Annotated in this window: 19 protein-coding genes; 10 read left to right on the top strand and 9 right to left on the bottom strand. The window is 60.5% G+C overall.

What is annotated here, in order from left to right:
- Nucleotides 1-81: 81 nt before the first annotated feature.
- From DDE77_RS07740 to DDE77_RS07725, 4 genes are all read right to left on the bottom strand, one after another.
- Nucleotides 82-636 (bottom strand): hypothetical protein, encoded by a 555-nt coding sequence (locus DDE77_RS07740; protein ID WP_157959715.1) that lies wholly within the window; start codon nt 634-636, stop codon nt 82-84.
- Nucleotides 637-756: 120 nt separating this feature from the next.
- On the bottom strand, nt 757-1,110 hold the full coding sequence (locus DDE77_RS07735) for a septal ring lytic transglycosylase RlpA family protein (RefSeq protein ID WP_108396869.1): 354 nt from the start codon (nt 1,108-1,110) through the stop codon (nt 757-759).
- Nucleotides 1,111-1,654: 544 nt separating this feature from the next.
- Nucleotides 1,655-2,311, bottom strand: a complete 657-nt coding sequence (locus DDE77_RS07730; protein ID WP_108396868.1) for an NYN domain-containing protein — start codon at nt 2,309-2,311, stop codon at nt 1,655-1,657.
- 53 nt (nt 2,312-2,364) lie between these two features.
- A complete protein-coding gene (locus tag DDE77_RS07725; RefSeq protein WP_245895130.1) occupies nt 2,365-3,027 on the bottom strand; it encodes a TetR family transcriptional regulator C-terminal domain-containing protein in 663 nt (220 codons plus the stop codon).
- Nucleotides 3,028-3,223: 196 nt separating this feature from the next.
- Between DDE77_RS07725 and aptA the strand changes: the two genes are divergently transcribed.
- The 9 genes from aptA (at nt 3,224) to DDE77_RS07680 (ending at nt 14,392) form a co-directional block, all read left to right on the top strand.
- Nucleotides 3,224-4,552 (top strand): omega-aminotransferase AptA, encoded by a 1,329-nt coding sequence (gene aptA / locus DDE77_RS07720; protein WP_245895122.1) that lies wholly within the window; start codon nt 3,224-3,226, stop codon nt 4,550-4,552.
- A 63-nt stretch (nt 4,553-4,615) separates the two neighbouring features.
- Nucleotides 4,616-6,109, top strand: coding sequence for a CoA-acylating methylmalonate-semialdehyde dehydrogenase (locus tag DDE77_RS07715; RefSeq protein WP_108396865.1), 1,494 nt, complete (start codon nt 4,616-4,618; stop codon nt 6,107-6,109).
- 13 nt (nt 6,110-6,122) lie between these two features.
- Nucleotides 6,123-7,373, top strand: a complete 1,251-nt coding sequence (locus tag DDE77_RS07710) for a Zn-dependent hydrolase (RefSeq protein ID WP_108396864.1) — start codon at nt 6,123-6,125, stop codon at nt 7,371-7,373.
- Between the two features lie 174 nt (nt 7,374-7,547).
- The gene (gene hydA / locus DDE77_RS07705; protein WP_108396863.1) at nt 7,548-9,002 is read left to right on the top strand and encodes a dihydropyrimidinase; all 1,455 of its coding nucleotides are present in this window, start codon (nt 7,548-7,550) and stop codon (nt 9,000-9,002) included.
- Between the two features lie 5 nt (nt 9,003-9,007).
- A complete protein-coding gene (locus DDE77_RS07700; RefSeq protein ID WP_425430732.1) occupies nt 9,008-9,793 on the top strand; it encodes an ABC transporter ATP-binding protein in 786 nt (261 codons plus the stop codon).
- Nucleotides 9,794-10,037: 244 nt separating this feature from the next.
- Nucleotides 10,038-10,934: an ABC transporter permease gene (locus DDE77_RS07695; RefSeq protein WP_108396861.1), complete on the top strand. Its 897-nt coding sequence runs from the start codon at nt 10,038-10,040 to the stop codon at nt 10,932-10,934.
- On the top strand, nt 10,931-12,025 hold the full coding sequence (locus DDE77_RS07690) for an ABC transporter permease (RefSeq protein ID WP_245895121.1): 1,095 nt from the start codon (nt 10,931-10,933) through the stop codon (nt 12,023-12,025). Before DDE77_RS07695 ends, DDE77_RS07690 begins: the two co-directional genes overlap by 4 nt.
- 30 nt (nt 12,026-12,055) lie before the next feature.
- The gene (locus DDE77_RS07685; RefSeq protein WP_108396860.1) at nt 12,056-13,051 is read left to right on the top strand and encodes an ABC transporter substrate-binding protein; all 996 of its coding nucleotides are present in this window, start codon (nt 12,056-12,058) and stop codon (nt 13,049-13,051) included.
- Nucleotides 13,052-13,498: 447 nt separating this feature from the next.
- Nucleotides 13,499-14,392: a 6TM ABC transporter family protein gene (locus DDE77_RS07680; protein WP_108396859.1), complete on the top strand. Its 894-nt coding sequence runs from the start codon at nt 13,499-13,501 to the stop codon at nt 14,390-14,392.
- 200 nt (nt 14,393-14,592) lie between these two features.
- Here the strand turns inward: DDE77_RS07680 and truB are convergent, their stop codons facing one another.
- The 4 genes from truB to DDE77_RS07660 all read right to left on the bottom strand — a co-directional run bounded on the left by truB (nt 14,593) and on the right by DDE77_RS07660 (nt 17,766).
- A complete protein-coding gene (gene truB / locus DDE77_RS07675; protein ID WP_108396858.1) occupies nt 14,593-15,498 on the bottom strand; it encodes a tRNA pseudouridine(55) synthase TruB in 906 nt (301 codons plus the stop codon).
- Nucleotides 15,495-15,902, bottom strand: a complete 408-nt coding sequence (gene rbfA, locus DDE77_RS07670; RefSeq protein ID WP_108396857.1) for a 30S ribosome-binding factor RbfA — start codon at nt 15,900-15,902, stop codon at nt 15,495-15,497. Before rbfA ends, truB begins: the two co-directional genes overlap by 4 nt.
- Nucleotides 15,903-15,933: 31 nt before the next feature.
- A complete protein-coding gene (locus tag DDE77_RS07665; RefSeq protein ID WP_157959714.1) occupies nt 15,934-16,554 on the bottom strand; it encodes a hypothetical protein in 621 nt (206 codons plus the stop codon).
- Between the two features lie 189 nt (nt 16,555-16,743).
- Complete coding sequence (locus tag DDE77_RS07660) at nt 16,744-17,766, bottom strand: 2-hydroxyacid dehydrogenase (RefSeq protein ID WP_108396855.1); 1,023 nt, start codon at nt 17,764-17,766, stop codon at nt 16,744-16,746.
- A 106-nt stretch (nt 17,767-17,872) separates the two neighbouring features.
- Between DDE77_RS07660 and DDE77_RS07655 the strand changes: the two genes are divergently transcribed.
- Nucleotides 17,873-18,448 (top strand): SH3 domain-containing protein, encoded by a 576-nt coding sequence (locus DDE77_RS07655; RefSeq protein ID WP_425430734.1) that lies wholly within the window; start codon nt 17,873-17,875, stop codon nt 18,446-18,448.
- A 100-nt stretch (nt 18,449-18,548) separates the two neighbouring features.
- Here DDE77_RS07655 and DDE77_RS07650 read toward each other — a convergent pair whose 3' ends face one another.
- Nucleotides 18,549-19,334 carry a siderophore ferric iron reductase gene (locus DDE77_RS07650; RefSeq protein WP_108396853.1) on the bottom strand — a complete coding sequence of 262 codons (786 nt, stop codon included), beginning with the start codon at nt 19,332-19,334 and terminating at the stop codon, nt 18,549-18,551.
- Between the last annotated feature and the right edge of the window lies 1 nt (nt 19,335).

Raw genomic sequence — 19,335 nt, 5'->3', positions numbered from 1 at the left:
AGCCGGCAGCGGAGAATAGGGGTGCGGAAACGTTTTCCCCCTTATTGTGCAACGTTGCAAAAAGGCGTCAGCAGCGGTGTGTCAGCTCGGCAGCATGTGGAGGTCGTCGCTGATTACGGTGATACCGCTTAGGGGATTGCGCAGGATCTCGAGGCGCCGGAACTGCCCGCCAAGGCGCGTTTCGGCTGCCCCTTTCGGCGCGGTCACACGATCGCGGCGGTCTGGTCCAAAATAGCCGGCGGTTTCAAAGAAGGTGAGGTTGCGGCCCAGCTGGCGCTCGATTCGTTCGCGGACGCGCGCCGTGGTGAATGGCATGGTGATCACATCATCAAAGCCCATGGCGATGCAGGCGGTGATCGCTTCAACAGAAGGATTTGCCGCAAAATAGATCAGTGGCGAGAAGCGGATGTGGCTCTTGGGACAGAAGCGGATCGCGTCTGAAATAGGGCCCAGGGCGGAAACATCGGGCACGGCTGCAAACAGGAAAAAGCAGATCGGGGTAACGGCCGATTGTGTTTCGGCCTGCGCGATGCCGCTAAAGGGCGATACATTTTCGAAATCAAGGCGCCGGGCGAGGTCCATCAAGGCAGAGCCTGCGCCATCCAAAGGACCAATAATGTAAGCGCTGGCTTTCACCGTCGCTTTCCCCCGCATTCCCCAAGCGCATGCTAGCGCAACATCCTAAAGGCGGGCTAGCATACAAACGGGCCCCCGCCTTGGCGGAGACCCGTTGGAAAGGCACGTGCAGGGGAAGGATCAGAGCTGGCTGATGCACACGGAAGTGGTGCCGCGGTTGCGGAAGCCCAGCTTGCCGGCAGCGGCCTTGCTCAGGTCGATGATGCGCTTGCCGTGGAACGGACCGCGGTCATTGATGGTTACCTTGATCTGACGACCGGTGTTCTGGTCTGTGACAAGAAGCTTGGTACCGAAGGGCAGCGAACGATGTGCCGCCGTCATGGCGTTTTCGTTGAAGATTTCACCTGACGCGGCTTTTTTCCCGTTGAAGCCGGGGCCGTACCAGGATGCGCCGCCACATTGGGCGTAGGCTGCAGTGGAGAAGGAAAAGAGAGCTGCAACAACAGCGGCGACCGAAATGGCTTTCCTGATCAAACGTCTAGTCTCACTTAAGTTAACGTGAGCAGAGGTTTAACGGTGGCGACTGGCCACAATGTGCCGGCAAGAGCCTTAACTGGCCTTGCGGGCCGTTCTGTTGCGCAGGGAACACAGGAATTTTGGGAGTTTTCTGGCTGTATCGCTGAGCGTTTGCGCGCGTTTGTAGAACATTATTCTACGCGACTGAGAGATCATCCTTCATCTGGAACCACTCAGCGGCGAATCGGGAACCACGTTCCCTTGTGTGCCCATGCGGTAACAGTTCCATCACGAGTTCGCGTTTCCGCAGTTTTCATGTTGAGATCTGGCTGATCAGGGCTGTGGAAAACGCGGTCAGCGGCGGAAGCTGGCCTAATTGTGGCAAATGTGGCAGGGCTTAGCGCAGAGATCTGGTAGTTGATCCTCTAACATGGAACCAGTGAGACTGCTGGAATACAGAGCGGCCTTTACAATCTGTTAACGGGTTGTGTCGGCGACCACCGCGATGCTTGAGTGCATCTACAAAGCTCGGGGATGTAACTGCACGGACGAGCAAGGGCAATTAACCGGCGCGGCGCAGCTTTTGTTGTGATCCAGAGCCGATGCGCTGAACAAGGCCGTGGGCAATAAGCGTCTTGAGGAACTTGCCTTTGAGTCTGGTTGCCAGTTCGGGCGCCGCCGCGCGGACGGCTTGCCCAAGCATAACGTGGTCCACATCGCCGTTCTTGCAAACGCTTGAAACGATTTTCCGCAGCCTCTGCCTTTCGCTGAGCGAAAGCAGCGCTGGCATTTCTGGGGTTGCTTGCTGCAGCAGGTTGAAGCTGGTGCAGGCGGCACGAAAGGCCGGGCTTGGCTCGTTCTGGCTGAAGCCATGAACGGCGACCCCCGCTTCGCGCAGCCGGAACGCCAATGGGGTAAAATCCCGATCCGAGGTCACCAGGGCCAGGGCGTCGATGCAGCCGCGATGGGCCAGGTCCATTGCCTCGATGGCGAGGCGAATGTCGGCGGAGTTCTTGCCCTTGCCCAGGCTCGGCTGCATGACAAGGTCGATGCCGTGCATTCGCGCACAGTCGATCCAGGGCGCCAGGATGGTGAAATCGCCGACAGCGCAGGCGGACTGAACCGTTCCGAGTGTTTCGAGATGTCGAAACACCAGGGGTGCGCTGGTGCAGGCGGTGTTTTCGGCATCAAACAAAACGGCAATGCGCGGCTTGCTCATGATCGGGGCCCCAAACCTTGCCGCAGCCTAGCGCCTGGCTGTGAAACAAGTCCTCAGGATTTGCCGCTCATTTTATCGATCGAACGGGGCCGGGGCGTGAGGCCATAAAGAAACAAGTGCTCAAGGTAGCGCGCGGCATCTTCGAAGCGCCCTTCCCCGCCGCGGCCCGGCCCCAGCACGGCGCGGACCTGTACGTCGAAATCGGCATAATGCTGGGTGGTGGCCCAGATGGAAAAGATCAGGTGATAGGGATCGGTGCGTGCGATCTTGCCCTGATCCATCCAGGCCAGGAGCACGCGCGCCTTTTCATCGACGAGGTTTTTCAGATCCACCTCGATCATCTCGATGATACGAGGCGCGCCCTGGAGCATCTCATTGGCAAAGAGGCGGCTTTCCCGGGGGAAGTCGCGCGCCATTTCAAGCTTGCGGCGAATATAGGAGCGTATCTCGGGAAAAGGATCGCCATTGGCGTCCATTTCCTCGAGCGGGGCCAGCCAGGTCTTGAGCAATTGCCCAATCAGGCGCCGGTGGATCTCGTCCTTGCGGGGGAAATAATAAAGCAGGTTCGGCTTGCTCATGCCGGCGCGCTCGGCAATCTGGTCGATCGTGGCGCCGCGAAAGCCATGAAGGGAAAACACTTCCAGCGCCGCTTCGAGGATTATGTCCTGCTTTTCACGCTGGATGCGCGTGACTGGGCGCTCGGTTTCGCCATCCACCGCCACGACGCTTTTGCGGCGCCTGCGGGGAGCGGCATCGGTCTCGGCACTTTTCAGCTTAGAGGGCGCCATTTTTCGCCTTGCGGGAAAGTTTGGGAGTGCTAACATTTTTCCAACTGGTCAAAATTCTGGGCTTCGAGCCCCGGCGTCAAGTGCCAAAAGAAGACCCAGTGCAGAATCGAGGGGAGCGCCATTCGTGTCTAATTCAACCGCCGCGATGCCGAATGATCTGAGCGCCTTCTGGATGCCGTTTACGGCCAACCGCCAGTTCAAGAAAGCGCCGCGCATGTTTGTTGCGGCCAAGGACATGCACTATACGACGACCGATGGGCGACAAGTGCTGGACGGCACTGCGGGGCTTTGGTGCGTCAATGCGGGCCATGCCCGGCCCAAGATCGTGGAAGCGATCGGCAAGCAGGCGGCCGAACTCGACTATGCCCCGGCTTTCCAGATGGGGCACCCCAAGGCGTTCGAGCTGGCCAACCGGCTAGTGGATATTGCGCCAGAGGGGCTCGATCATGTGCTGTTCACCAACTCGGGTTCGGAATCGGTTGAGACGGCGCTCAAGGTGGCGCTGGCCTATCATCGCGTCAAAGGCGAGGGCTCGCGGACCCGGCTGATCGGGCGCGAACGTGGTTATCATGGCGTCAATTTCGGCGGCATTTCGGTGGGCGGCATTGTCACCAACCGCAAGATGTTCGGTACCTTGCTGGCCGGCGTCGATCACATGCCGCACACCCATAACCTTGCCAAGAATGCCTTCACCAAGGGCGAGCCACAGCACGGCACCGAGCTCGCTGACGAACTCGAACGCATCGTGACGCTGCATGATGCTTCAACCATTGCGGCAGTGATTGTTGAGCCGGTGGCTGGCTCGACCGGTGTGCTGATCCCACCTGTGGGCTATCTCAAGCGCCTGCGCGAAATCACCAAGAAGCACGGCATTTTGCTGATTTTTGATGAGGTCATTACCGGTTATGGCCGCCTGGGCACGCCGTTTGGCGCCGACTATTTTGGCGTTACGCCTGATATCATGGTCACCGCCAAGGGGCTGACCAATGGCGTCATTCCCATGGGTGCAGTGCTGGTTTCCGCAGAGATTCACGACGCCTTCATGGGCGGGCCGGAACACGTCATCGAGTTCTTCCACGGCTACACCTATTCGGGCAATCCGATTGCTTCAGCCGCTGCGCTTGCAACTCTGGAGACCTATAAGGATGAGGGCCTGCTGACGCGCGGGGCGGAACTGGCTCCTTATTTCGAGGAGGCGCTGCATTCGCTCAAGGGCCTGCCGCATGTCATCGATATCCGCAATATCGGGCTGGTCGGCGCCATCGAATTGGAGCCCATTGCGGGGCAGCCCACCAAGCGGGCCTTCTCGGCTTTCCTCAAGGCCTATGAAACAGGGCTGTTGATCCGAACGACGGGCGACATCATCGCCCTTTCCCCGCCCCTGATCGTGGAAAAGGCGCATATCGACCAGATCGTCGGCACGCTATCGGACATTCTCAAGACGCTTGAGTAGAATGGAACAAGGGTTCTATACTTTGGAAAATAGAATTTCTGTTCCCGCGAAAGGGGAATCTTGATGCTGACCATTGAAAACGCCGTTGCCGGCAAGCGCTATGTTTCCTCGGGCCGCCGAGTACCGGTGTTCAACCCCGCTACGGGCGAGCAATCCGCTGAACTGCCTCTGTCGACAATAAGCGAGCTCAACGAAGCCGTAGCTTCGGCCAAGAAGGCGCAGGTTGCATGGGGCAATACCCCGCCGATGAAGCGCGCACGCATCATGTTCCGCTTCAAGGCGCTACTGGATCAGCATGCCGACGATCTGGCACGCGAAATTTCGCGCGAGCACGGCAAGGTGCATGACGACGCACTGGGGGAAGTAGCGCGCGGCATCGACTGCGTCGATTTTGCCTGCGGTATCCCCCAGCTGCTCAAGGGCGAGTTCTCACGCAATGTGGGTCCTTCGATCGACACCTATTCCGATCGCCAGCCGCTGGGCGTGGTGGCCGGCATTACCCCGTTCAACTTCCCGGCCATGGTGCCGATGTGGATGTATCCGGCAGCCATCGCTTGCGGCAACGCCTTCATCCTCAAGCCATCCGAGCGCGATCCATCTGCCTCGATGCTGGCGTGGAACCTCTTCATGGAAGCCGGCCTTCCCGAGGGCATCCTCAACATCGTTCATGGCGACAAGGAAATGGTGGACGGCATTCTCGACCATCCCGACATCAAGGCCGTGAGCTTTGTTGGCTCCACCCCGATCGCCGAATATGTCTACCAGCGCGGCACAGCGGCCGGAAAGCGCGTCCAGGCCTTGGGCGGCGCCAAGAACCACATGGTGATCCTGCCCGATGCCGATCTCGACCAAGCGGCCGATGCCCTGATGGGTGCTGGTTACGGTTCGGCCGGCGAGCGCTGCATGGCCATCTCGGTTGCTGTGCCCGTAGGCAAGGAAACCGGTGACGCGCTGATCGCCAAGCTCAAGCCGCGCGTAGAATCCCTTAAGATCGGTCCTGCCACTGACAAGGACGCCGAAATGGGTCCGGTCGTCACCAAGCAGCACCGCGACAAGATCCTGGGCTACATCGATTCTGGCGTGGAACAGGGCGCCGAGCTGGTGGTCGACGGTCGCGGCTTCTCGCTCCAGGGCTATGAAGGCGGCTATTATGTTGGCGGCACCCTGTTCGACAACGTCACGCCCGACATGACCATCTACAAGGAAGAGATCTTCGGACCCGTCCTGTCGGTGGTGCGCGCCAACGACTATAACGAAGCGGTCAAGCTCATAAACGAGCACGAATACGGCAATGGCACCGCCATCTTCACGCGCGACGGCGACGCCGCCCGCGAGTTTGCCGACAAGATCGAAGTGGGCATGGTGGGCGTGAACGTCCCCATTCCGGTGCCCGTTGCCTACCATTCGTTCGGCGGGTGGAAGCGGTCGCTGTTTGGCGATCACTCCATCTACGGACCTGAAGGCGTGCACTTCTATACCCGGCTCAAGACCGTCACCACCCGCTGGCCCGCCGGCATCAAGGGTGGCGCGGAATTCTCGTTCCCCAGCAACAAATAGGACAAAAGCCCATATGTCTGCCCCAGGAGAAAACCTTCGCATCAATGGTGATCGGCTCTGGGACAGCCTCATGGAGATGGCCAAGATTGGCCCCGGCATCGCCGGGGGCAATAATCGGCAGACCCTGACCGACGAAGACAGCGAGGGCCGGCACCTGTTCAAACGCTGGTGCGACGAGGCTGGCCTTTCCATGGGCGTCGACCAGATGGGCACCATGTTCATGACCCGGCCGGGCACCGATCCCGATGCCTTGCCGGTTTATGTCGGCTCGCATCTCGACACCCAGCCAACGGGCGGAAAATACGACGGCGTGCTCGGCGTTTTAGCGGCCCTGGAGGTCGTCCGTTCGTTGGATGATCTCGGCATCAAGACAAAGCACCCCATTGTTGTAACCAACTGGGCCAATGAGGAAGGCGCGCGCTTTGCCCCTGCCATGCTGGCTTCCGGCGTGTTCGCGGGCATTCATACGCTCGACTATGCCTATAACCGCAAGGACCAGGCGGGCTTGAGCTATGGGGACGAGCTCGCGCGCATTGGCTGGCGTGGCGACGAAGAAGTGGGCGCGCGCAAGATGCACGCCTATTTCGAATACCATATCGAGCAGGGCCCAATCCTTGAGGCCGAGAACAAGCAAATCGGCGTCGTAACGCACGGCCAGGGGCTATGGTGGCTCGAGTTCACCTTGACAGGCAAGGAAGCGCATACTGGGTCCACCCCGATGCGCATGCGCGTTAACGCTGGGCTTGCCATGGCACGTATCCTTGAGATGGTGCAGGCGGTGGCGATAGATCATCAGCCCGGTGCCGTCGGTGGCGTTGGGCAAATGAAGTTTTCGCCCAATTCCCGCAACGTCCTGCCGGGCAGTGTGGTGTTCACCGTGGATATCCGGTCGCCCGAACTGAGCAAGCTCAATTCCATGCGCGAGCAGATCGAAACCCGGGCACAGGCAATTTGCGCCGAGCTGGGCGTGGGCTATGCCATGGAAGCGGTGGGGCATTTCGATCCTGTTGCGTTCGATCCCACGCTGGTGCAACGGGTGCGCGCGGCTGCCGAAAAGCTGGGCTATTCGCACATGGACATCATCTCGGGCGCGGGCCACGATGCTTGCTGGGCGGCCAAGGTGGCGCCATCCACCATGATCATGTGCCCGTGCGTCGATGGCCTCAGCCACAACGAGGCCGAGGACATCTCCAAGGAATGGGCGGCGGCAGGGGCAGATGTGCTGTTCCACGCGGTGCTCGAAACGGCGGAGATCGTGGAGTAATTCACGCCCTCTGAAGGGGCGATCCAGGGAGCCGGCGCCGGGGAGGGTTGCCGCGTTTTACGAGGCGGGCAGGCGCAAACTGGCATTGAACTTGCTAGACAATCTTGCAGGCAGCCAAGGCGAAGCCCGCCGCTGGGACCGGACGAAGTTTGTAGCTAAGGGAGTGAGCAAAAAATGGGCAGCAAGGTCATCAAGAATGGCACCGTGGTTACGGCTGACCTGACCTACAAGGCCGACGTGCGGATCGAAGGCGATGTGATCGTCGAGATCGGGCAGAACCTCTCTGGCGACGAAACGCTTGATGCCACCGGCTGCTATGTGATGCCGGGCGGGATTGATCCGCATACCCACCTCGAAATGCCGTTCATGGGCACCTATTCCGCCGATGATTTCGAAAGCGGCACGCGCGCGGGGTTGGCGGGCGGCACGACCATGGTGGTGGATTTCTGCCTGCCGAACCCCAACCAGTCGCTGCTGGAAGCGCTGCAGATGTGGGACAACAAGACGGGCAAGGCTTCGGCCGATTATTCCTTCCACATGGCCATTACCTGGTGGGGCGAGCAGGTCTTCAACGAGATGGCCGAAGTGGTTGATCGCGGCATCACCTCGTTCAAGCATTTCATGGCCTACAAGGGCTCGCTGATGGTCAATGACGACGAGATGTTCTCGTCATTCCAGCGCTGCGCCGATCTCGGCGCCCTGCCCCTCGTCCACGCCGAGAATGGCGACGTGGTTGCTGCGATGACGGCCAAGCTTTTGGCCGAGGGCAATAATGGCCCCGAAGGCCATGCCTATTCGCGTCCGCCGGAAGTGGAAGGGGAAGCCACCAACCGCGCCATCATGATCGCAGATATGGCGGGCGTGCCGCTTTACGTGGTGCATGTTTCATCCGAACAGGCGCATGAAGCCATTCGCCGCGCGCGGCAGAAGGGCATGCGGGTTTACGGAGAGCCGCTGATCCAGCATTTGACGCTGGACGAAAGCGAATATTTCAACGCCGATTGGGACCATGCCGCCCGTCGTGTGATGTCGCCGCCTTTCCGCAACAAGCAGCACCAGGATTCCCTATGGGCCGGGCTGCAGTCGGGTTCGCTCTCCTGCGTTGCGACGGACCATTGCGCCTTTACCACCCAGCAGAAGCGTACCGGCATCAACGATTTCAGCAAGATCCCCAATGGCACGGGCGGATTGGAAGACCGCTTGCCGGTGCTTTGGACGGCGGGGGTCAATACGGGCCGGCTGACCATGAACGAGTTCGTGGCGGTGACCTCAACCAATATCGCCAAGATTTTGGGGCTCTACCCCAAGAAGGGTGCGGTTCTTGTTGGTGCCGATGCCGACCTGATCGTCTGGGATCCAGCGCGCTCCAAGACCATCACGGCGCAGGGGCAGCAATCGGTTATCGACTATAATGTGTTCGAGGGCTTCGAGGTGAAGGGCCTGCCGCGTTTTGTTCTGTCGCGCGGCAAGGTTTCGGTCGCCGAAAACGAGGTCAAGGCCGAACCAGGCCATGGCAAGTTCGTCGGTCGCGAAGCGAAAAACCCTGTGAACCGGGCGCTATCACAGTGGAAAGAGATCGTTTCGCCCCGCAAGGTGGAACGCAGCGGCATTCCGGCGTCGGGGGTTTGAGGGGTTTGAACGCAGTTGTATCCGCGCAGAATCTGGGGCTGACGTTCAAGACCAATGACGGTGACGTTGTTGCGCTCTCGAACGTCAATCTGTCTATCAACAAGGGCGAGTTCGTTTCCTTTATAGGCCCATCGGGGTGCGGCAAGACAACGTTCTTGCGCACCATCGCCGATCTGGAGCGCCCAACGTCGGGAAGCCTGACCATTAACGGGCAAACGCCGGAACAGGCGCGCAAGGACCGCGCCTATGGCTATGTGTTCCAGGCGCCGGCGCTTTATCCCTGGCGCACGATCGAAAAGAACGTGGCGCTGCCGCTCGAGATCATGGGCTATTCGGCCTCACAGCAGGCTGAACGCATCCGCCGGACGCTTGATCTGGTGAACCTATCGGGGTTTGAAAAGAAATATCCCTGGCAGTTGTCGGGTGGCATGCAGCAGCGGGCGTCCATTGCGCGAGCGCTGGCGTTTGACGCGGACCTCCTTTTGATGGACGAGCCATTCGGTGCGCTCGACGAAATCGTGCGCGATCACCTCAATTCCGAACTGCTCAAGCTGTGGGCCGCAACGGGCAAGACCATCTGCTTTGTGACGCACTCCATTCCCGAGGCTGTGTATCTATCCACCAAGATCGTGGTGATGTCGCCGCGGCCAGGGCGGGTCACCGACGTGATCGAAAGCGACCTACCGCGCGAACGGCCGCTCGATATTCGCGAAACACCGGAATTTTTGGCCATTGCGGCGCGGGTGCGTGATGGCTTGCGGGCCGGGCATTCCTATGAGGAAGTGGCGTGATGGGCGGGCGAGCGTCACCTATGCTGGTTTTTGGCGCTGATCCTACAGTCGACACCCTCCTCACCCGGGCTGCGCCTTGGCGCACCCGAGTGCAGGCTCTTGCGGGGAGAGATCCAGGGTGGGGGTTGAATGGCCTTGGTATCCGAGCTCTCGCACCCCCTCCTAGCCTCCCCTGTCTAGGGGGAGGTATCCGCCGGTGGCTTTTGCAAGATCACGGCACATCCATGCGGCGGAAGTGGCGGCCATGAAGCGCACCCTCCCCATCATCATCGTCCTGCTCGCTATCGTCCTCGTCTGGTACGCCGCCGCCATTGGCATGAACGCCCAATGGCAGAACGACGTTTATCGCCGGGCCGATATCACCAATGTCCCGGCCACCCAGTTCATTCTCGACACCTGGAACCAGGAAAAGCCCGTTCTTCCCACGGCGCATCAGGTGTTTGGCGAGCTTTGGAACGCAACCGTGCTGGTGGCGCCCAACAAGCCACGTTCCCTGCTGTTTCATGCTTGGGTGACCTTTTCGGCGACGGCGCTGGGCTTTGTGATGGGGTCCTTGCTGGGGATCGCGCTCGCCGTGATGATCGTTCACAGCGAAGCCATGAACCGCTCGCTGATGCCTTGGATCGTGGCAAGCCAGACCATTCCCATCCTTGCGCTGGCGCCACTGATCGTGGTGATTGGCTTCAACATCTTCACCGGCACAATGGGTATTCCGACCGATCCGGCACGGCTGATGAGCAAGGCGATCATTTCAGCGTATCTCAGCTTTTTTCCCGTGGCCGTGGGCATGGTCAAAGGGCTGCGTTCGCCCGAGGCCATCCAACTCGACCTCATGCATACCTATAGCGCCTCGGCCAACCAGACCTTCTGGAAGCTGCGCTGGCCGGCGGCGATGCCATATTTGTTTGCCTCGCTCAAGGTGGGTGTCGCGGCCTCTTTGGTCGGTGCCATCGTGGGTGAACTGCCGACCGGGGCCGTGGCGGGCTTGGGGGCGCGGCTCCTGGCCGGGTCCTATTATTCGCAAACCATCCAGATCTGGGCGGCGCTGGTGGCAGCTTCGATCCTGGCGGCCTTGTTGGTGATCGCTGTCGGCCTTGTTGAAAAGCTGGTCAACCGCGCCATGGGGGCACGTCCGGCATGAACCAGTTGCAATTCTTTCTGGCTCTGGTTTCCGGTGGTGTGAGTGCTGCGGCGTTGGCGCTCAGCCTCTTCACACCCCTTGAAAGCGCCTTGCTGCTCAAGATTTTCCTGGCGCTTGGGACATTGTCGCTCGTCCGCTTCCTTGTGCCGCTTGGGCTTTGGTTCGATGGCGGCTTGGCAGTGCTGGGTGCTGTTGCCGTGCTCCTGAGCATTGGTGTCTTCACCCCCTCCCCATCGTTCTTGTGGATGGCGCTTGTGGCGGCATGGCTTTTTGCCTGGTTGTTTGTGGAGCGGCTCAGCAAGACATTGGCGCCCGGGCTTTCGGACAACGCAGGGCTGGGCCTGCTGATCCCCATCATGTTCGGCGTCAGCATCCTCGTGATCTGGGAAGTGGTGACCCGAGCCGGCAATGTCCCGCAGGTGATCCTGCCGCCGCCTTCCATGATCTGGGGGCGCATCACGGCGTCCGTGCCAACGCTTTGGGCCGATTTCCAGCAGACATTCCTGAAAGCCGTTTTGATCGGCTATCTGCTTGGCTGTGGCCTTGGTTTTGTGGTCGCGATCCTGATCGACCGCTCGCCGTTCCTCAAATCCGGGCTCCTGCCGTTGGGCAATTTCGTTTCGGCGCTGCCAATCGTGGGCGTCGCACCGATCATGGTCATGTGGTTCGGCTTCGACTGGCCAAGCAAGGCGGCGGTCGTTGTCATCATGACGTTTTTCCCCATGCTGGTGAACACGGTGGCGGGGCTCAATGCCGCCTCAAGCATCGAGCGCGACCTGATGCGCACCTATGCTGCCAGTTATTGGCAAACCCTTTTGAAGCTCAGGCTTCCCGCTGCGGGGCCGTTTATCTTCAACGCTCTCAAGATTAACTCGACTCTGGCGTTGATCGGCGCAATCGTAGCGGAGTTCTTCGGAACGCCCATTGTGGGAATGGGCTTCCGGATATCGACCGAAGTCGGCCGGATGAATGTCGACATGGTGTGGGCCGAGATCGCGGTGGCGGCCGTCGCGGGATCGGTCTTCTATGGGGTGATCGTTCTGATCGAACGAGGGGTCACCTTCTGGCACCCGTCCGTGCGTGGTGCATAGGACGGGACCAAGCAAGCAGGGAACAAGGGAATGGGAAAACTTCTGATTGGTGCGCTTGCAGGCGCGATGGCCATGAGCAGCGTGGGGGCTGCCTGGGCACAGGACAACTCGGTGACGCTGCAGCTCAAATGGGTCACCCAGGGGCAGTTTGCTGGTTATTACGTGGCGCAGGCCAAAGGCTTTTATGAGGAAGAGGGCCTCCAAGTCGAAATCAAGCCAGGCGGGCCCGACATTGCGCCGGAACAGGTAATTGCCGGCGGTGGCGCCGATGTGATCACCACCTGGATGGCGGCAGGGCTGGCAGCGCGCGAGCGTGGCGTGCCACTGGTCAACATCGCGCAGCCGTTCAAGCAATCGGGCCTTCTGCTCACCTGCCTCAAGGAAGCCGGTGTCGAAAGCACCGAGGACTTCAAGGGCAAGACGTTGGGCGTTTGGTTCTTCGGCAATGAATATCCGTTCTATGCATGGATGGCCAAGCTCGGCTATTCCACCGATGGTGGGCCGGATGGCGTCGAAGTGCTCAAGCAGGCGTTCAACGTCGATCCGCTGATCCAGAAGCAGGCCGCCTGCATTTCCACCATGACCTATAATGAGTATGGTCAGGTGCTGAACGCCGGTATCACGCCTGAAGAACTGACGGTGTTCAACTATCGCGACGAAGGCGTCGGCATGCTGGAGGACGGGCTTTATGTGCTCGAAGACAGCCTCGAAGATCCCGCCTTTGTCGAGAAGATGACCAAGTTCGTCCGTGCTTCGATGAAGGGCTGGGAATATTCCCGCGAGAATCCCGAAGAAGCCGCGCAGATCGTTGTCGATAATGACATGACCGGCGCCATGACCGTGGAAGACCAGCTTTATCAGGTAACCGAAGCCAACAAGCTTGCGGAAGGCTCCACCGGCGTGCTGGACGAAGCCGACTACCAGCAGACGGTGGAAACGCTGCTGTCCGCCGTTTCGGAAGAGAACCCGGCCATCACCAAGGCCCCCGAGGGCGCCTTTACCCATGTGGTGACCGACGGGCTTTGAGGTTCGGGCAGCTATGGAATACCAAAGGCGGGGAGCAATCCCCGCCTTTCTTGTTTGCTTGTGAGGTGGTGCGGAAGGGCGGCCCAGGGTGCCTATCTCTGGTCGTCATTCCCGGGCTCATCCGGGCAATCCGACGAGCGCATCAAGGAAATGGATCACCCGGACGAGCCGGGTGATGCCGCTGGCAGAACCTGCCGGATCAGCGGCAGGGGGTATCAAGAAGCTAAGCCGCGACAGGAGTTTAACAGCCTCTGTCCAGATTCTGCGCAGCCCTGCGGAACGATTCGTTTTGCCTGCTGTTGATTTCACATCTGCGTCAACTCGGAAGGCAATCGAAAATGAACTCGATCATCTATATCGTCGGCCTCATCGTCATCGTCATGGCCATCCTGTCGTTTATCGGCCTCGCTTGAGCCGGTTCCAGACATCAAGAACAGGAGCTGCCCCATGACCATTGATGCGCCAACTGGCGGTGGTATTGCCAAGACGTCCCTTCATGACCGCGAACAGTCGTCCTATGTGGACTGGCCCGCGATTATTGCCGGCATTGTGCTGGCCTCAGCTATCAGCCTCGTGCTGATCAGCTTCGGCTCGGCTGTAGGCCTCAACTTCCTTGATTTCGGTTATGGCAATGAGCCCAATCCGATCTTTGTGGGCATAGCGGCCGCGCTCTGGTTCCTTTGGGTCCAGATCTCGAGCTATATGGCCGGTGGCTATCTGACCGGGCGCCTGCGCCGCCGCTATTTCGACGCCAATGAAGATGAAAGCGATCTGCGGGACGGGGCCCATGGGCTGCTGGTCTGGGCTGGCTCTGCAATCCTGGGCACGATCATTGCGGTCAACGGCATTGGCGCTGCGGCCAACACGATTGGCTCGGCGGCAGCAACCGTAACCAATGCGGCCTCCAATGTGTCAGAAGGCGCGGCGGAAGCGGTCGATCCCAATGCCTACTTCATCGACACCATGTTCCGCTCCAACCAGCCCGCCGATCCGGCTGCGGCGCGCGATGAAGCTGGGCGCATTTTCGCCCAGGCAGCGCTTGGCGATGGCACAGTGCCGGAAGCTGACCGCGCATACCTCGCCAATGTGGTCGCGGTAAATGCGGGCGTTCCGCCCGAGGAAGCCCAGGCGCGCGTCGACCAGGCCATTGCCGGCATCGACAATGCCCGCCAGCAGGCTGAAGATGCGGCACGTATTGCCCGCAACACGGCGATTATAGGCGCATTCCTGCTTGCTGCATCGCTGCTGGTTTCGGCCATCGGCGCCTTCTGGGCCGCCCAGAAGGGTGGCAATCACCGCGACAACAACACGGTGCATCCTGGCGTCTTCCGCCGGTTCTAGGGAAAGGACACAAGCATGCTACGTGGCATCGGACTTTGGCTACTTGGAGTGCCAATCTGGCTGATCATCATCATCGTGCTCTTCCTGAACTAGGAAGAGAAAAGGCGGGGAGCGATCCCCGCCTTTTTTGTTGTGGCACGGCCTCCTCACTCCACAGGATCAGTATGAGGCCTGCTGCAGATTTCGGCTTCTACGGAAGCTCAGAGGTTAAACACCCGGCGGGGCTGGAACTGGCCGAACTGCACCGATCCGGTTGCCACCACTTCGCCGCGGAAGCTTGCCCAGCACTCATCAATGGCTACCGGTGCGCCGGCGCCTGTGAGCAGAACCGCGTTGCCGTGCCGCACGGCGCTTGCCTGGTGAGGGTCGAGCCGGATCTCGGGCAGGTCGGCAAAGCCCGTCCAGACGGGCTTGAGCAGTGCGTCTCGACCATCCAGTTCGAGTGCTTCGAGTTGCTCGATGGTTAGGGCATCTTCGTCGTGGAAGGGACCAACGGCCGCCCGGTGCAGAACCGATACATGGCCGCGTGTTCCCAGTTCTTCGGCTATGTCGCGGGCCAGCGATCGGACATAGGTGCCTTTGCCGCAGACCACTTCCAGGGTTGATTGTTCAGTGCCGTGTTCCACAAGGCTTATGGCGTCGACATCGATCTCGCGCGGCTGCAGGTCCACCGTCTCGCCGGCACGAGCCAGATCATAGGCACGTTCGCCATCGATCTTGAGCGCCGAGAAGATTGGTGGGCGCTGCAGGATGGTGCCGGTGAATCGGGGCAGGACGGCCTCCAACGCAGCCTGATCGGGCCTGATGTCGGAGGTGGCGATCACCTCCCCTTCGGTGTCGTCCGTGGTTGTGGCGGCCCCCCACTGAATGCCAAAGCGGTAGATCTTGGTGCCGTCTTGCACCTGGGGCACGGCCTTGGTTGCCTCGCCCAAGGCAATCGGCAAGATGCCGGTGGCCAGCGGATCAAGCGTGCCGGCATGGCCAGCCTTGGCGGCGCCAAAGAGCCAGCGAATTTTGCCGACGGCTTGCGTCGACGTCATGTTGAAGGGCTTGTTGAGCACGACCCAGCCGGAGATCGAGCGCTTGACCCGCTTGGGCTGGTTCAATTGTCGTCGCCGTCGTCGTCTGCCAGATCGCGCTGCACCTTTTCGGAGCGGAGGAGCGAGTCGATGCGGCTGGCTTCGGCGAAGGTATCGTCCACATAGAAGCGCACTTCGGGCGCATATTTCATGTTGATCTGGGGAGCGACACGACCGCGGATGAACTTGCGGTGGCGGTTGAGCGCCGCAACGATTTCCTCAGCATGCTCGCCACCCAAGGGCATGATATAGGCGTTGGCGATCTTGAGATCGGGCGTCATGCGCACTTCGGGCACGGTGATGACGGCGCCATGCAAGGCATCGTCCTCGACGTCGCCGCGCTGAAACATGTCGGCCAGGGCGTGGCGGACCAGTTCGCCCACGCGCAGCATGCGCTGCGAAGGGCCAGTTGGCTTGTTATCTCTGCTCATATTGCGGAATTAGGCTTTCCCTGCCTTTGCGTCAATCCGCGCGTTGGAGGCGGGGTTCAGCCTGCAGCTGGCGGGCGCGGCTCTCAACGACACTGGTTTGCACCGGCCAGCTCTGCTCATCTCTGGGATCAAAGGCGTCACCGCGCCATTGCTGAAAGATCAGGGCCACCGCATCGCCCTCTTGGCGGAAGCTCATGACCATGACCTCGCCCAGATCGGCATAGCCGCGCAGCCGCGGGTCAAAGGCGCCACACACATAGCCTAGGGGCCCCAGAGTGTCGCCATCGTCGGCGCCGAGCTGGAAAAAGCCTGCGAGACCGCGGCGGCAATTGCTGGAAAAGCCGGCCATGATGGCATCGCGATAGGCCTTGAGTGTATAGCCAGAGCCCGTGCTGATGCGAACGCCGTAAAGCGTTGACCAAAGTGCCTCGCCCTCGCCCTTGGGGTAGATTTCGAGCAGCGCTTCGCCTTCACCGGTGCGGAAAACAGCGTCGATTTGCGTGCGGATATCGCCTGAGGCCTGCTTGGTTTCGTCGAGCCAATCGGGTGGCGGCAGCCAAAGCTCAAGCCCCTGGGCGGCTAAAACGAGACCACCATCGGCGTCATACAAGGGCGGATCGATGCGCAGCTGGGCCAAGGCCGGATGGACCATTGCCCAACCCAGTCCCATGAGCACGACTGCGTAACCTAAAATGTTCAAGACGCCCCTAGATGGCATCACTCAATCCATGTTGCCTATGCCTGCACCTGGGGCAGGATTAGGAGGCAATAGGACGCCTTAGCAAGCGCCTCCATGTCATGGCTGCGAGATGAGCAAGACTGTGCGTATTTGCGGCAACACTTAGGCGCGTGGCACGACGTTCTTGTGCATGCCTTCGGGAAGAACGCGGTGGGGCGGCTGGTGCCCGTCCATGAAGGCGCGGATGTTGACGATCACCGTTTCGCCCATTTCCACGCGTGCTTCCAGGGTGGCCGACGCCATATGGGCGGTGAGCACAATGCGGTTGGCTTCCGCGAGGGCAAGAAGACGGGGATCAATACCGCGCTTGTGCTCGAAAACATCAAGAGCTGCGCCGCTCAGATGGCCGCTTTCTATGGAGTCGAGCAGGGCTGCCTCGTCCAGCAGTTCCGGGCGGCTGACATTGACCACAAAGCTCCCTGGCTTCATGCGGCGTAGCCGGTCGGCCGAGAGGATGTGGAAGGTTTCGCGCGTATAGGGGGTATGGAGCGAAACGATGTCCACCGCCTCCACCATGGCATCAAGATCGGGCCAATAGGTCGCTTCCAGTGGCGCCTCGATTGCGGGCGGCCGGCGGTTGCGGGAAAAATAATGGATGTTGAGGCCGAAAGCCTTGGCTCGCTGCGCAACGGCCGTGCCGATCCGGCCCATACCAACAATGCCCAAGGCCTTGCCACGCAGTCGGTGGCCCAGCATGGAGGTGGGCGACCAGCCGGCCCAGACGCCATCGCGCACGAGCATCTGGGTGCCCTCGACCAGGCGCCGCGGCAGGGCCAGCATCAGCACCATGGCCATGTCGGCCGTGTCTTCGGTAAGAACGCTAGGCGTATTGGTGACGGTGAGACCGGCGGCCCAGGCGGCATCAAGGTCGATATTGTCGAAGCCATTGCCGAACTGAGCGATCAGCCGGACGGACGAAGGCAGGCGGCTGATCAGATCGACATCGATCCGGTCCGTAATGGAGCTGACCAGCACATCCTTGCCCTCGAGCCCGGCGATGATGTCATCGGCGGCAAGAGGAACGTCTGACTCGTTCACGTCGGTTTCGAACAGTGTTCCCATGCGCGCTTCGATCGCTTCGGGAAGACGCCGGGTCACAAGAATTCTGGGTTTATGGCTGGTCATCAAATCCGGTGCGGGAGGGCCTCAAGGGAGTGGAAAACCATGGCCTTCAGCGACCATTAAGGATCATTGGCTAGTGATAGGGCAATTCCAATTCTTCTGCAAAGCCATGTTTCACCAGACCAAGCGCGAAGGCTCTGCCGCTTTGATCCAAGCCCTGTTCCGCCGTGTTGCCTGGCTCCTGCTGGCGCTCGTGTCCCTTCTGGCGCCAAGTCTCGCGCAAGACAATCCCAGCGGCCTGCCCCTGCCCCGGTTTGCCACCACACGATCCGAGCCGATCAATGTGCGCGTGGGCCCGGGTACCAAGTATGAGGTCGCCTGGACGTATCTCAAAGCCGGTATTCCGGTGGAGATCGTTCAGGAATTCGATACGTGGCGCAAAATACGAGATGTGGATGGCACCGAAGGCTGGGTGCATCAGAACCTGCTTTCCGGCACGCGCGCGGGCTATGCGTCGCCGCTGATGGCGAATGGCGAGATCGCCCTGCGCTCCAGCCGCTCCGACGAGGGCAGCGTTCGAGCGCGGCTGGGCCCAGGGCTCAAGGTCGTGATCAAGGAATGCGATGGCAGCTGGTGCGAGGTGACGGCGAGCCACCAGGACCAGAACCAACGTACGGCGAGCTATTCGGGCTTTATGCGCCAGGAAGAGCTTTGGGGCGTGTATCCTGAAGAGGTTTTTGACTGAGGGATGCAGGGAAGGTGAGCTCGTTGTCCCATCCCACAACCTCGTCTTTTGACAGGCTCAGAATGAGGTCCACCAGGAGGTGGTGCTTGCACCAGTGGCATCACCGGATCTCGGCCAAAGCGTTGGCGACCTGACGTCCTATTCGCACCGCGTCACCCTGCTTTGGGCAATTGGCGCAGAGGCGGCCGGGATCGATCCGGTAGTCTAGGCAACAGCCCTTGCGCTTGACGATCAGCAGGCGCCGCCCTCCTGCTTCCATCTGCTCGAGCGTCCCCTGCCCTTCCAGCCCAAGCACAGCGAGCCATTGCGCTGCATAGGCCTCGATCTGCTCGGTGGTGAGCTCGCGCCGCCTTTGACCCAGCCAGAGCATAAGGCCCAGCATGCGTTCGGCAAGGAGGCGCTGGGCCAGCATGGGCCGGAGCTTTTCAACGGCATTGACCTCGGGGAGCAAGGCGTCTGTCATGGCGCGGAGCTGCGCACCGGCTCGTGTAATCATCTCCTCGGTCGAGCCGGTCCACATGGGCGCGGAGACAAGGCGGTAGCGGTCGATGTAGATGCCTGATCTGGCCTGGGAGAGCCCGGCAAGATCCGGCACTGACCCATGCAGATGGACGCTGATCACCGCAAGATAGGCTGGCTGCCAGATGAGATTAGTATAAAGGCGCACGGCCCAGAGTGCGGGGCCGGCGGCGGGATACGCGGCGGCGAGGTGATCGCGCAGGGATGCGAGGAGCGCGCTGTTGTCTGCGCCCCATTGATACCATCCGTCTTGGACCGGCCCCGGCTCACCCTTCATGAAGCCGGTGGCGCTAGCCGCCGTGCTGATCAGGCGCGTCGTGCTGGTGCCGGCATCATCGGCGCCGAAAAGAAAGGATCGTTTGGTCAAG

The organism is Devosia submarina (assembly GCF_003056345.1).
In the GTDB taxonomy this organism is placed as follows: domain Bacteria; phylum Pseudomonadota; class Alphaproteobacteria; order Rhizobiales; family Devosiaceae; genus Devosia; species Devosia submarina.
The sequence above is the reverse complement of the archived record's forward strand: the minus strand, read 5'-3'. Positions and strand labels throughout refer to the sequence as shown.

Bases quoted from the DNA above. Each gene is read 5' to 3' on its own strand.
- DDE77_RS07730 (WP_108396868.1), bottom strand. From the start codon at position 2,311: ATGAGCAAGCCGCGCATTGCCGTTTTGTTTGATGCCGAAAACACCGCC.
- DDE77_RS07715 (WP_108396865.1), top strand. From the start codon at position 4,616: ATGCTGACCATTGAAAACGCCGTTGCCGGCAAGCGCTATGTTTCCTCG.
- DDE77_RS07710 (WP_108396864.1), top strand. From the start codon at position 6,123: ATGTCTGCCCCAGGAGAAAACCTTCGCATCAATGGTGATCGGCTCTGG.
- hydA (WP_108396863.1), top strand. From the start codon at position 7,548: ATGGGCAGCAAGGTCATCAAGAATGGCACCGTGGTTACGGCTGACCTG.
- DDE77_RS07695 (WP_108396861.1), top strand. From the start codon at position 10,038: ATGAAGCGCACCCTCCCCATCATCATCGTCCTGCTCGCTATCGTCCTC.
- DDE77_RS07690 (WP_245895121.1), top strand. From the start codon at position 10,931: ATGAACCAGTTGCAATTCTTTCTGGCTCTGGTTTCCGGTGGTGTGAGT.
- DDE77_RS07685 (WP_108396860.1), top strand. From the start codon at position 12,056: ATGGGAAAACTTCTGATTGGTGCGCTTGCAGGCGCGATGGCCATGAGC.
- DDE77_RS07680 (WP_108396859.1), top strand. From the start codon at position 13,499: ATGACCATTGATGCGCCAACTGGCGGTGGTATTGCCAAGACGTCCCTT.
- rbfA (WP_108396857.1), bottom strand. From the start codon at position 15,902: ATGAGCAGAGATAACAAGCCAACTGGCCCTTCGCAGCGCATGCTGCGC.
- DDE77_RS07665 (WP_157959714.1), bottom strand. From the start codon at position 16,554: ATGGTCCATCCGGCCTTGGCCCAGCTGCGCATCGATCCGCCCTTGTAT.
- DDE77_RS07660 (WP_108396855.1), bottom strand. From the start codon at position 17,766: ATGACCAGCCATAAACCCAGAATTCTTGTGACCCGGCGTCTTCCCGAA.
- DDE77_RS07655 (WP_425430734.1), top strand. From the start codon at position 17,873: ATGTTTCACCAGACCAAGCGCGAAGGCTCTGCCGCTTTGATCCAAGCC.